The 13,104-nt window shown below is 68.0% G+C and carries 8 protein-coding genes; all 8 read left to right on the forward strand.

Annotation, left to right across the window (positions count from 1 at the left end; translation table 11 throughout):
• Positions 1–4: 4 nt before the first annotated feature.
• The 8 genes from J4D28_RS22365 to J4D28_RS22400 are packed head-to-tail and all read left to right on the forward strand — an operon-like array spanning position 5 to position 13,093.
• Positions 5–1,372, forward strand: a complete 1,368-nt coding sequence (locus J4D28_RS22365; RefSeq protein WP_041989559.1) for a DotU family type VI secretion system protein — start codon at positions 5–7, stop codon at positions 1,370–1,372.
• Entirely contained in the window at positions 1,369–4,881 is a 3,513-nt protein-coding gene (tssM, locus tag J4D28_RS22370) for a type VI secretion system membrane subunit TssM (RefSeq protein WP_103331492.1), read from the forward strand. Before J4D28_RS22365 ends, tssM begins: the two co-directional genes overlap by 4 nt.
• On the forward strand, positions 4,878–5,570 hold the full coding sequence (gene tagF, locus J4D28_RS22375; RefSeq protein ID WP_016703052.1) for a type VI secretion system-associated protein TagF: 693 nt from the start codon (positions 4,878–4,880) through the stop codon (positions 5,568–5,570). Before tssM ends, tagF begins: the two co-directional genes overlap by 4 nt.
• A 47-nt stretch (positions 5,571–5,617) precedes the next feature.
• On the forward strand, positions 5,618–6,343 hold the full coding sequence (locus J4D28_RS22380) for a PP2C family serine/threonine-protein phosphatase (RefSeq protein WP_009049558.1): 726 nt from the start codon (positions 5,618–5,620) through the stop codon (positions 6,341–6,343).
• Positions 6,344–6,377: 34 nt separating this feature from the next.
• The gene (locus J4D28_RS22385) at positions 6,378–9,452 is read left to right on the forward strand and encodes a serine/threonine-protein kinase (RefSeq protein ID WP_177477904.1); all 3,075 of its coding nucleotides are present in this window, start codon (positions 6,378–6,380) and stop codon (positions 9,450–9,452) included.
• On the forward strand, positions 9,452–10,168 hold the full coding sequence (locus J4D28_RS22390) for an ABC transporter ATP-binding protein (protein ID WP_009049556.1): 717 nt from the start codon (positions 9,452–9,454) through the stop codon (positions 10,166–10,168). The genes J4D28_RS22385 and J4D28_RS22390 overlap by 1 nt, the downstream gene beginning before the upstream one ends.
• Positions 10,168–11,355, forward strand: a complete 1,188-nt coding sequence (locus J4D28_RS22395; RefSeq protein WP_028682151.1) for an ABC transporter permease — start codon at positions 10,168–10,170, stop codon at positions 11,353–11,355. The genes J4D28_RS22390 and J4D28_RS22395 overlap by 1 nt, the downstream gene beginning before the upstream one ends.
• The gene (locus J4D28_RS22400) at positions 11,348–13,093 is read left to right on the forward strand and encodes an SUMF1/EgtB/PvdO family nonheme iron enzyme (RefSeq protein ID WP_103331493.1); all 1,746 of its coding nucleotides are present in this window, start codon (positions 11,348–11,350) and stop codon (positions 13,091–13,093) included. Before J4D28_RS22395 ends, J4D28_RS22400 begins: the two co-directional genes overlap by 8 nt.
• The last annotated feature ends 11 nt before the right edge of the window (positions 13,094–13,104 follow it).

Here is a 13,104-nt window from a genome sequence, read left to right on the forward strand (position 1 = left end):
CGTCATGCACCCGATCGATGATCCCTTCGGCAGCTCTGGCGTAGGCGGCACTTCAGGCGGCGCCTCGCCGGGCGGCAACGACCATACCCTGATCATGCCGCGGCCCGGCGGGCGCTCCGTCGATGCCTCTGCCCCAAGGAAGGATGGCGCCAGCGCCGCCGATCCGCACATTGCGATGCCGGGCGCGCCAGTGGCGAGCAGCCTGGCCCAGGGCCTCAACCCGCTGGAGCGGGCGGCCGGCCCGATACTGGCGCTGCTGACCCGCTTGCGCAGCACCCTCGCTCACCCGCAACCGGCCAGCCTGCGCGCCCAGTTGCTGGCCTACCTGCGCCAGTTCGAGGAGCAGGCGCGCGCCGCCGGCGTCGCCCAGGATGAGGTGATGCTCAGCCGTTATGTGCTCTGCACCGCGCTGGACGAGGCGGTACTCAGTACGCCCTGGGGCAGTACCAGCGACTGGGGCAAGCAGAGCCTGCTGATCACCCTGCACAACGAAGCCTGGGGCGGCGAAAAAGTCTTCCAGCTGCTCGAGCACTGTCTGCAGAACCCACAGCAGCGCCTGCACATTCTCGAGCTGCTGTACCTCTGTATCTGCCTGGGCTTCGAGGGCCGCTACCGGGTCATGAATGACGGCCGCAGCCAGCTGGAGGCCTTGCGCGAGCGCACCAGCGCGACCATTCGCAGCGTGCGCGGCGAATTCGAGCGCGAGCTGTCGCCGCATTGGCGGGGGCTCAGCGTGGTGCGCGATCGCTTGTCGCAATTCCTGCCGCCCTGGGTTGGCGTGGCCATTTGCCTGGCCGTGCTGTTGCTGCTGCTGTTCGGCTTGCGCCTGAAGCTGGCGGCCGACGCCGAGCCGGTGTTTCGCAATATCCACGCCCTGGGCGAGATCCCGGTGCAAACCATCGACCGTCCAGCGCAGCAGCCCAGGTTGATCGAACGCCCACGCCTGGCGCGCTTCCTCGCCGAGGACATCAAGGCCCAGCGCGTCGCCGTGGAGGATGCGCTGGATCGCTCGGTGGTGACCATTCGTGGCGACGAGTTGTTCGCCTCGGGCAGCGCGAGCATTTCCGAACAGTTGCAGCCCTTGCTGCTGCGGGTCGCCGATGCCCTGCGCCAGGTCAAGGGCACGGTGCAGGTCACCGGGCACAGCGATAACCGACCGATCGCCACCTTGCGCTACCCCTCGAACTGGAAGCTGTCGCAGGATCGGGCGCAGCAAGTGATGGAGATCCTCGCCGCCCGCAGCGGGCAACCCCAGCGCTTCACCGCCGAAGGGCGCAGCGACGCGGAACCTGTTGCTTCCAATGACAGCGCCGCCGGACGCGCCAGGAACAGGCGCGTAGAGATTACCGTGCTAGCGGAGGGCAACCAGTGAAGGCCTTTATCAATTTCCTGGTGCGCTGGGTGGTGCCGCTGCTCGGCCTGCTCGCCCTGAGCCTGGTGATCTGGTTCCTCGGTCCGCTGATCATCGTCGCCGCCTATGAACCCTTGGCCCCGGCGGCCGTACGCTGGGCGCTGATCGGCCTGTTGTTCCTGGCCTGGATCGGTGTGCGCGTATTGCGCATCGTCCAGGCCCGGCGCAACGCCGCCAAGGTCATGCAGGGCCTGGCGGCGGTGGCGCCGGATGCGGCCAGCGTCGCCACCGCCGAAGAGCTGGCGGCCCTCAAGCAACGCATGGACGAAGCGCTGCTATTGCTCAAGCGCAGCAAGCTCGGCGGTAACGAGCGGCGCAACCTTTACGAGCTGCCCTGGTACGTGATCATCGGCCCGCCGGGCTCGGGCAAGACCACCGCGCTGGTCAATTCCGGGATGCACTTTCCACTGGCCGAACAGATGGGGAGCGGGGCGATTCGCGGCGTCGGCGGTACGCGCAACTGCGACTGGTGGTTCACCGACGAAGCGGTGCTGCTGGACACCGCCGGGCGCTACACCACCCAGGACAGTCATGCGGCGGTGGACAAGGCGGCCTGGCTGGGCTTTCTCGACCTGTTGAAGAACCAGCGCAAGCGCCGGCCGATCGATGGCGTCTTCGTCGCCATCAGCCTGTCCGACCTGTTATTGGGCAGCGAGGCCGAGCGCAGCGCCCATGCCCGGGCCATCCGCACGCGGGTGCAGGAGCTGTATAGCCAGCTCGGTGTGCGCTTCCCGATCTACGTGATGCTCACCAAGTTCGACCTGGTGCCGGGGTTCATGGAGTTCTTCGACGCGCTGAGCAAGGAAGAGCGCGCCCAGGTCTGGGGCGTCACCTTTGCCCTGGACGATGGCAAGAGCCCCCAAGGCCCGCTGGCCCGTTTCGACGAGGAGTTCACCGCCCTCGAGGCGCGTCTTACCGAGCGTTTGGTGGAACGCCTGCAACAGGAGCGCGACCCCAACCGACGCGATCTGATCTACGGCTTCATCCAGCAGTTCGCGGCGTTGCGGCACAACCTGTCGTCCTTCCTCGAGGGGGTATTCAAGCCCAATCCCTATGAAGAACGTGCGCTGTTGCGCGGGCTTTACTTCACCAGCGGCACCCAGGAAGGCAGCCCCATCGACCGTCTGATCGGCAGCATGGCGCAGAGCATGAACCTGGATCGCCAGCACCTGGCGCGCCAGACCGGCACCGGTCGCAGTTACTTCATCACCCGCTTGTTCCGCGATGTCGCCTTTGGCGAGCGCGGCCTGGTCGGCAGCAACCCCAAGGTCGAGCGCCGGCATCGCTGGATCAATCGTGGCGTACTCGCCGCCAGTGCCGTGGTCTTGCTTGCGGTGACGGCCATCTGGGTCGCCAGCTACCGCGCCAATCAGGCCTATATCGCCGAGGTGGATGCGCGCCTGGCGCCGCTCAAGGGGCAGGTCGAATCGCTCAGCCCGGCGCAGCGCGAGGTATTGGCTGTGCTGCCGCTGCTCAACGCCGTTCGCCATGTCGCCGACAATTCGCTGTCCTGGGCCGAAGGCTATGGCCTGTTCCAGGGCGACATGCTCGGCGCCGAAGCCACCAGCGTGTACCGCAAGCTGCTGATCGCGGTGCTGGCGCCACGACTGCTGACGCGCATCGAGGAACAGTTGCGCAGCGGCGGCAACACCGAGTTTCTCTACGAAGGCCTCAAGGTCTACCTGATGCTGGCCAGCGCCGAGCACTATGACGCCGATGCCATCAAGACCTGGATCAACCTCGACTGGGACCGCAGCCTGCCGCGCGACCTGGCCCCGGAACAGCGGCTGGCCCTGGCCGAGCATCTCAATGCGCTGTTCGCCCACAAGCCACCACCGGCGAGGCTGGATGAGGAACTGCTGGCCGACCTGCGTCGGCAGTTGCAACAGATGTCCGTGGCGCAGCGGGTCTACAGCCGGGTGAAACGCCAGAAGCTGCCCGAGGGCGTAGCGGATTTTCGCCTCAGCGAAGCGGCCGGGCGCGACGCCGCCCTGGTGTTCACGCGCAAGAGCGGCAAGCCGCTGAGCGATCCGTTATCCGGTTTCTATACCTACCGCGGCTATCGCCAGGCGTTCATGGTCGCCAGTCTCAGCCAGTCCGGCGCCCTGGCCGAGGAACAATGGGTACTCGGCCGGCCGCTGAACGACAACCAGGATGTCGCCAGCCTGGCCCTGGAGGTGCGGGCCCTGTACTTCCAGGATTTCCTCAACCAATGGGAAACACTGCTCGGCGATCTCGACTTCGTCTCGGTCAACAGCATCGCCCAGGCTGCCGATGTGCTGCGGGTGCTCTCCGGGCCAAACTCGCCACTGAAGAAACTGCTCGCCGCAGTGGCCAAGGAAACCAACCTGCAACAAGAGGATCGCCTGCTGGCCGAGAAGCTCAAGGCCGCCGACGGCACCGTGGACAAACTCAAGCAGCAGCTCGGCTCGCTGGTCGGCCAATCGGCCCAGGAAGATTCGTCGGCAGCCTCGCAGGTCGATCCCATCACCGCGCGCTTCGCCGAGCTCAATAGCCTGCTGGCCACCAGCGGGGAGGGGCCCGCGCCGATCGACGATCTGCTGGCCCAGCTCAACGAGCTCTATGTGCAGGTCAGCGCCATGAGCGGCGCCAGCGGCGAGGCCTTGCTGGGCGAGGCGAAGAACCAGGCGGTGGCCACGGCATCGCGGGTCAAGCTCGGCGCCGAACGTCAGCCGCCACTGGTGCAGAAGCTGGTCAACTCGGTGGTCAACGCCACCACCAGCAGCATGATGGGCGGCATCCGCACCCAGCTGAACGCGGCCTGGATCAGTGAGGTGGTGAATGTCTACCGCCAGTCCCTGGCTGGCCGTTACCCCATGGTCAACTCCAGTTCGCGGGAGGCGACCCTGGAGGACTTCGGCAACTTCTTCGGCGTGGGCGGGGTGATGGACAACTACTTTCGCAAGTACCTGCAACCCTACGTCAACACCTCGACCAGCAGCTGGCGCTGGCAGCCGGGCGCAGCGGAAAAACTCGGCATAGGCCCGGGCGTGCTGCAAACCTTCCAGCGCGCCGCGGCCATTCGCGATGCCTACTTCCGCGCCGGAGGCACCCGGCCGACGGTTCGCTTCGAGCTCAAGCCCGTGGCGATGGACGCCTCCATCAGCCAGTTCCTGCTCGACCTGGACGGCCAGCAGCTCAGCTACGACCATGGCCCCAGCCGGCCGATGGCGATGCAATGGCCCAGTCCCAACAGCCTGGGGGTGGTGCGCCTGTCCGTCACGCCGCCCACCAGCGCCGGTCGTTCGGGGCTGACCCTGGAAGGGCCCTGGGCCTGGTTTCGCCTGCTGGAACAGTCCGACCTGACCCAGGGCAACGCCCCGGACCGCTTCACCCTGCGCATGCGCGTCGACAGCTCCAGCATCTCCTGCGAGCTGCGCGCCAGCAGCGCGTTCAACCCGTTCAAGGGCCGGCTGCTGTCCGGCTTCAGCCTGCCGGAGCGCTTGTGAGCAGCCCCGGTTTCTACGGCAAGCTGGCCGGCCGCGGGGACTTCATCCACCGCGGCCTGTCGCCGAGCTTTATCGAGCGCTGGGATGCCTGGCTCTCCGCCGGCATGGCCACCAGCCAGGCGGCGCTCGGGGCGGCCTGGCTGGATGCCTACCTGGTCAGCCCGCTGTGGCGCTTTGCCGTGGCGCCGGGCCTGCTCGGCAATGAGGCGGTGGTGGGGGTGATGATGCCCAGCGTCGACCGGGTCGGGCGCTACTTCCCACTGACCATCGCGTTGCAGCTGGAGGCCGAGACCGATCTGGGCGCGCTGGTGGCCGGCCCGGATGACTGGTTCGAGGCGGCCGAAGCCCTGTTGCTCTCGACCCTGGAGCCCGAGGCCGATGTCGAGGCCTTCGAGGCCGCGGTGCCGGCCCTCGGTAGTCCGGTCTGTAGCGTGCAGGTGCTGTGCATGCCGGCGCTGGAGGGGCAGATGCGTTTCGCCGCCACGACTGCGGCGGCGCGCGGGGCGGTGCTGCTGCAGCACGCCTGCGAGGGCGCGAGCCTCTGGTGGGGCAAGGGCTCCGGACGGGTCGCCGCTGGGCTGCTGCGTTGCCAGGGGTTGCCGGCGGCGCAGGATTTCAGCGGTTTTCTGCTGGGCGAGGGCGGCTGCGCGTCGCTTGCGCAAACCGTGCAGTTCGATTTCGGGAGCTGATTTTAAGAGCTGATTTTGGAAGCTAGGGACATTTCGGGAGCCAGGGCATGTCGTCAGCCGTAACGCGTTACGAATCCGCCAGCCACAGCCATGTCGGCATGGTGCGTCAGGTCAACGAGGATGCCTGTCTGGATGCCGTGCAAGCCGGCCTCTGGGCGGTGGCCGACGGCATGGGCGGGTATGCGGCGGGCGATTTCGTCAGCAGCCTGATCGTCGACACGCTGCGCGCCATCCCGCCCGAGCCCGCCTTGCCGGCCTATGTCCAGGCGTTGCGGGCGGGGCTGGAGCAGGCCAACGCGGCGGTTCGCCAGGAAACCGCGCAGCGCGGCGTCGGCATCATGGGCAGCACCCTGGTGCTGCTGGCCGCCCGAGCAGACAAGGCCACCTGCCTGTGGGCCGGCGACAGCCGCCTGTATCGCCTGCGCGAGGGCCAGCTGGAGGTCATCAGCCACGACCACAGTTATGTCCAGGAGTTGCTGGACAGCAGGCTGCTCAGCGAGGACGAGGCGCGCGAGCACCCCATGTCCAACATCGTCACCCGCGCCGTGGGCACCCAGGACCGGCTGGAGCTCTCGGCGGTGGACCTGGATGTGCGTCCCGGCGACAGCTTCCTGCTGTGCAGCGACGGGCTGACCAAGACCGTCGAGGACCATGAACTGCGCGACGTGCTGGGCAACGCGAGCCCCTATGAGGTGGTCCGCAGCCTGGTGCACCTGGGGCTGACCCGGGGCGCTCCCGACAACATCACGGCGGTAGTCGTCAATGCCCACTGAAAACGCATCAGCTGAAGAACGCTCGAGTCTGGACATGGACATTCCCGGCTATGCGATCGAGCGCGAGCTGGGCGAGGGCGCCATGGCCACGGTCTACCTGGCGACCCAGCGCTCGCTGGAGCGCAAGGTGGCGCTCAAGGTCATGGCCGCCGCGCTGGCCGCCGACCGCAGCTTCTGTGAACGCTTCCTGCGCGAGGGCAAGACCCTGGCGCGGCTCTCCCACCCGCACACAGTGACCATCTACGACATCGGCAATGTCGGCCACTTCTACTACATGGCCATGGAGTACCTGCCGAACGGGACGCTCAAGGAGCGGATTGCCGAGGGGCTCAGCCCGCAGCAGGGCCTGGTCTACCTGCGCCAGATCGCCCTGGCCCTGGGGTATGCCCATGCCCAGGGCCTGGTGCACCGGGACGTCAAGCCGGCCAATATCCTGTTTCGCGCCAACGGTTCGGCGGTGCTCTCGGACTTCGGCATCGCCAAGTCCCTGGAAGACCACACCCAGTTCACCCAGGCCGGTTTCGCCGTGGGCACGCCCAGCTACATGAGCCCCGAACAGGCCCGCGGCCAGCAGATCGACGGGCGCACCGACCTCTACGCCCTGGGGGTGGTGCTCTACGAGATACTCACCGGCAAGCTGCCCTATATCGGCAGCGACTCGCTGTCCACGGCCCTGGCCCACTTGACCGAGCCGCTGCCCGAACTGCCCATCGCCCACGGCCGTTACCAGGGGATCCTGCGCAAGCTGCTGGCCAAGGACCCGGCCGAGCGCTTTGCCGATGCCGATGCCCTGATCGCCGCGCTGGACCATCTGCCGCCCGCCGGGCCGGCCGAGTCCGAGGCGACGCAGTTGCGCCCATTGCCGTTGCCGCCCACCGCGGCGGCCGCCGGCCAATCCGCGACGACCGACCTGGGCGGGCTGGCGCCGGTTTCCCTCGACATGCCGCCGCTCGCTGCGCCAAAGCCCGCGCCTGAGCACGCACCCGAGCCAGCCGCCACAGCCACCCGGGCCGCAAGCCTCGGCGCAGAGCCGCCGGCCGGGTCGCGCGGGCCGTTATGGGCACTGTTCGGTGTGGTCGTGGCCGGGGTACTGGCCTTGGCTGGCGGGGGCTACTGGTGGCTGCGTCCGGCGCCGCCGGTGGAACCGCAAAACGACCAGGTCGAGGCGCAAAAAACGCCGGCTGGCGATGCGCAGGACTTGCCCGCCAAGACGGCCAGCGCAGCGCAACCGCCGCTGGCGACGAACGCCGATGGCGGCGACCGTCCGCTGCTGATGCCGGGCAAGAAAACCCTGTTCCAGCGGGTGCTGAGCAAGCCCGGCGCACAGGTGTCCGGCCAGCCCGGGGTTGCGCCCGACGGTGCGGCGCTGCCGGCGTTCTCGGTGCTGTATGTCTATCAGCGCAAGGCGGTGGCGGGTGGCAGCTGGCTGGAGGTCGGCGCCGCCAGCGATGGCCAGCGCGATGGCTGGTTGCCGGCCGAGCAGGTCAGCGACTGGAAGCAGAGCCTGGTGCTGAAATTCACCGAGCGCTCCGGTCGTTCGCCGGTCATGTTCCTGCGCGAGGAGAGCAGCCTCGAACGGTTCCTGGCTGACACGGCGCAGGCCCGCGCGGCCCTGCACAAGGCGCAGAACGAAGGCAGCGTGGACCCGCAGATCGTCGCGCTGGAGCCTGTGGCCAGCGCCATCCCCCAGGACCAGTTCTACCTGCTGCCGATTTTCCAGGCCCGAGAGAGCTTCGATGCCAACGGCCAGCCGGTGCAACTGCTCAACGTGGCCTCCATCGACCCCGGCAATACGCCCCAGGGCAAGGCCGAGGGGGCGGCCAGGGCCGGCGGCGATGCCTTCCGCACGGCGATAGTGCTGGTGGTCGACACCTCGGTGTCGATGCAGCCCTACATCGACCGGGTGCGTAAGGTCGTGCAGGCACTGCACCAGCAGATCGCCGACCGTGGCGACCTGGACAGCGTCAGCTTCGGCCTGGTGGGGTTTCGCAGCAATGTCGAGAAGACCCCGGGCCTGGAATATGTGGCGCAAACCCTGGTGAGCCTGGAGGAGGGTCGCGATCCACAGCGCTTCCTCGAGCTGGCTGGCCAGGTCAAGGCCGCCCAGGTGTCCAGCCACGCCTTCAATGAGGATGCCTTCGCCGGTGTGATGGCGGCGGTCGAGGGTACGGACTGGAGCCCCTATGCCGGGCGGCTGATCCTGCTGGTCACCGACGCAGGCGCCCTGCGCAAGAACGATCCGCTGGGGCGCACCCAGATGAACGAAGCCGAGGTGCGCGAAGCCGCCCTCAGCAAACAGGTCAAGATCTATGCGCTGCACTTGCGCACCGAGGCCGGCCGGAAAAACCACGGCTTCGCCGAGCAGCAGTACCGCAGCCTGACGGCCGACGCCAACCCGCAGATCGGCGACCTGTACATCCCGGTGGCGGGCGGCGATGTCGGTCGCTTCGGCGATACGGTCGCCGAGATCGGCTCGGTATTCGCCGAACAGGTGCATCAGGCGCGCAACAACCAGCTGCCGAGCCTGCCGCCGCTACAGGGGGCCGCGAGCGTCGCGAGCAAGGCCACGGCCATCGGCTACGCCATGCAAATGGACTTTCTCGGCCGCCAGTCGGCGGTCCGTGCGCCGCAGCTGATCACCGCCTGGACCTCCGACCACGACCTGACCAACCCCTCGCTGCCGGCCTTCCAGGTCTGCGTGCTGCTGACCAAGCTGCAGCTCAACGACCTGCAGCAGTCGCTGAAACTGATCGTCGATGCGGCCCGCCGTACCCAGACCTCGCCCAAGGATTTCTTCCAGGAAATCGCCAGCGCCAGCGCCCACATGAGCCGCGACCCGACGCGGTTGAAGCAGGGCGGCAACCTGGTCGAAGGCGGCATCCTCGGCGAGTACCTGGACGGCCTGCCGTATCGCAGCAAATCGCTGAGCATGACCCAGGACCTCTGGCTGTCCCTGAGCGTGGCCGAGCAGCAGGACTTCATCGACGAACTGGAGTCGAAGATCCGCCTGTACGAGACCTTCCACAACGACATTGCCAACTGGGTCCGCTTCGGCGAGGCCCAACCGGGCGATGCGCTGTACCGCGTGCCCCTGGCGACGCTGCCCTGATGTTCAAGCTCAGGGATGTCCGCAAGACCCGCGGCGAGGGGCCACAGCGCTACAGCCTGGTGGTGCCCCAGCTCGACCTGCGCCCGGGTCAGCGCCTGGCCCTGGTAGGCCCCAGCGGCAGCGGCAAGAGCACCTTGCTGGACCTGCTGGCCCTGGTGCTGTCGCCGGACCCGGGCGGCGTCTTCGAATGCCGCGCCGACGACCGTACGCTGGATGTCGCCGGGCTCTGGCGCAGCGGCCGCCAGGATGTGCTGGCCGGGTTGCGCAGCCGGGTCATGGGCTATGTGCTGCAGACGGGCGGGTTGCTGGGGTTTCTCGACGTGCAGCGCAACATCGGGTTGTCGCGGGCGCTGCTCGGCCTGCCGGCCGATGCCACGATCTGGCGCCTGGCCGAGCAGCTGGAAATCGCCGACCAGCTGCACAAGCTGCCGGCGGCACTCTCCGTGGGCCAGCGCCAGCGGGTCAGCATCGCCCGGGCCCTGGCCCATGGACCGAGCATCGTGCTGGCGGACGAGCCCACCGCCTCGCTGGACCCGCTGAACGCCGAACGGGTCATGCAGCTGCTGGTGGCCCAGGCCGAGGAGCGCGGCGTGTGCATCCTGGTCGCCACCCATGACGAGGCGCTGGCCCGGCGCGCCGGGCTGCAGTTGCATCCCTTGCAGGTGCAGCGCGGCGCGGATGGCGGGGTCACCGCGACGCTGGCGGGAGGTGGTTGATGCGGCTTGCCCTGATGGCCCTGCTGGCCTGGCACGACTACCGCGCCGAGGTGCGCCTGTCGGCTTGCGCGGTCCTGGCCCTGGTCGCCGTGCTCGCGCCCTTGCTGGTGCTGTTCGGCCTCAAGTTCGGCCTGGTCACTACCCTGACCGAACGCCTGGAGCGCGACCCCGCCGTGCGCGAAGTGGTGCCCATGGGCGGCGGGCGCTTCAGCGCCCAGGCCATCGCCGAACTGGCCGCGCGTCCCGAAGTCGCCTTCGTCGTGCCGCGTACCCGACAGATCGCCGCGACTGCCGACCTCTACCCGGACTCGGCTGGCCAGGCCTTGACGGTCGAGATGATCCCCACCGCCGCGGGCGACCCGCTGGTGGCGCCCGCGCTGCTGCTCCAGGCGCCGGACCAGGTACTGCTCAGCCAGCGGGCGGCGGAGAAACTCGGGGTCCAGGGCGGCGACGTGCTGAGCGCCGCGTTCGGCCGTCAGGTAGCCGGGCGCCAGGAGTACCAGCGCACCCGCCTGCGAGTGCAGGGGGTCTTGCCACTCGCGGCCTTCCCGCGCGATGCGCTGTTCGCGCCCCTGGCCCTGCTGGAGGCCGCCGAAGACTACCGCGACGGCCAGGCCTGGCCTGGGTATGAGCCACAGCTGAACCCGGCGCGGGTGTATCCGGGGTTCCGTCTCTACGCCGCGGACCTGGACGGCGTGGAGCGCCTGCGCCGGTATTTCGCCGAGCGCGGGCTTGAGGTCGCGACCCAGGCCGGCATCATCGCCCAGGTGCGCTCCCTCAGCCACAACCTGACCCTGGTGTTCTGGATCATCGCCAGCCTGGCCCTGGCCGGGGCCTTCGCGGCGATGACCGCCAGCGCCCTGGCCGCCGTCGAGCGCAAGCGCAGGGCCTTGTCGGTGTTGCGCCTGCTGGGTTTTTCGACCGGCGCCCTGATCGCTTTCGTCGTACTGCAGGCGCTGTACACCGGGGTGTTCGGCCTGCTGCTGGCCTGGGGCTTGTACGGCATGGCCGAAACCGGGCTGAACCGGCTGTTCGCACCGGCGGCGGGGGAGTACGCCTGCCGGCTGCTGCCGGTCCACTACCTGCTGGCCCTGCTGCTGACGCTGCTCTGCTGCCTGCTGGCAGCGGCCTGCGGTGGCTGGCGCGCGGCGCGGATCGAAGCATCGGAAGGATTGCGCGATGTGTAACTGGCTGAGGGTTCTGGTCTGGCTGAGGGGCCTGGTTTGGCTGAGGGCTCTGGTCTGGCTGAAGGCTCTGGTCATGCTGGCGCTGGCCGGCACAGTACAGGCGGAGAGCGCCCCGGCGGATAATCCGAAACCGCTGCCCGATGACCTCAGCCTGCCGCTGCCCTGCGACGGTGAACTGGTGTTCCGCTACGTCTATGTCCTCGCCAAGGGCACCCTGGACGACCGCGAGGTCAATCTCGGCTACCCCTTCAGCGATGACGATCCGGGCTACCGGCAATCCTTCATCTCCGGTTACCGGCGCGACTACATCAACGGTCAGTTCGTCCTCGACGACCTGCCGGCCGACTGGCAAGCCAGGATCGCCCCGGCCCTGCCCAAGAGCGGGGCCGACAGCCTGCTCAAGCCGATGTTCTATTTCGTCGGCAAATACGAGGTCACCGAGCGTCAATACGCCCTGGTCATGGCCCAGGAGGCGGCCTTGGCGGGGCAGGGCGAGGCACCGGCCTGCGCCCCCATGAACGACATGTCTGCGCGTTTGCCCAAGGTCAAGCTGTCGCGCCTCGAGGCCGAGCGCTTTGCCGCGGTGTACAGCGCCTGGTTGCTCAAATACCACCGTGACCGGTTGCCGGTCAGCGGCCGTGGCAAAGCGGTCGAGGACGGCGGCATGGGCTTCGTCCGCCTGCCGACCGAAGTGGAGTGGGAATTCGCCGCCCGCGGTGGCCAGGCGGTCAGTCGCCAGGCGTTGGAGGCGCGGTTGTTTCCGCGCAAGGTGCAAGGCAGCGACAGCGATGGCCCGCTAGGGGACTGGGCAGTGTTCAGCCAGGTCGCCGGGGGCACGGGGCAGGGCGCGCGGCTGTTGCCGATCGGGCTGAAAAACCCCAATCCATTGGGACTGTTCGACGTGATCGGCAATGCCGCGGAGATGGTCCAGGAGTCCTTCCAACTGGTCCACGCCGGCCGCCGCCAGGGCAGTTACGGCGGCTTCGTGGTCAAGGGTGGCAACTACCTGGAAGGCGAGCTGACGCTGTTCACCGGCATGCGCCGGGAGTATCCGCTGTTTGCCGCCGACGGCAGCGAACAGCGCAACGCCACCACCGGTTTCCGGGTGGCCCTGGGCGCGTTGTCGGCACCGCGCTCTCGCTACGAGGAACTGTTCGAGCAGTGGCAGCAGGAAGGCCGCCTGGCAGGCCTGACCGATGAAATCGAGGCTGCCGAAGATCCGACCCAATTACTCGATAGTCTCATCGCCAGCAGCACCGACCCGAATTTGCAGGCCCGCCTGGCGCGGGTGAACGAAGAGCTCAAGCGCAATGTGTCGCTGATCGCCCGGCAGCGCGAGGAGGCCGCCGGCAACCTGATCCAGTCGGCGGCCCTGGTGGCCGAGACCGTCAACAACTACAACATTCGCCTGACCAACCTGAAGAAGGATCGCGATCAGGCGCGGGCCGCCCAGGACGAAGCCACCGCCAAGCTCTATGAAACGGCTATCGCCAATGGACGCAGTGCGCTCGAGGGTGCCCTGGCGATCTACATCGACAACCTGGCGAACGGAACGCGCTACACCGACGCGGTGATCCAGGCGCAGTTCCAGCGGACCCGGGAAGAGCTCAATCACAAGCCGGTGCTGGGAAAAAGCCTGGTCGCCCGGGCCACGCTTTTCGTCAGGCACGTGGGCCAGTTTCGCCAGCAGCGCCGAGCCGATCCGGAGACGATCCTGAAGGAGCTGCTTGGACCCTGAGCAGGGTGTCG

This window comes from Pseudomonas sp. GW531-T4 (genome assembly GCF_017349615.1).
GTDB lineage: Bacteria > Pseudomonadota > Gammaproteobacteria > Pseudomonadales > Pseudomonadaceae > Aquipseudomonas > Aquipseudomonas chlororaphis_I.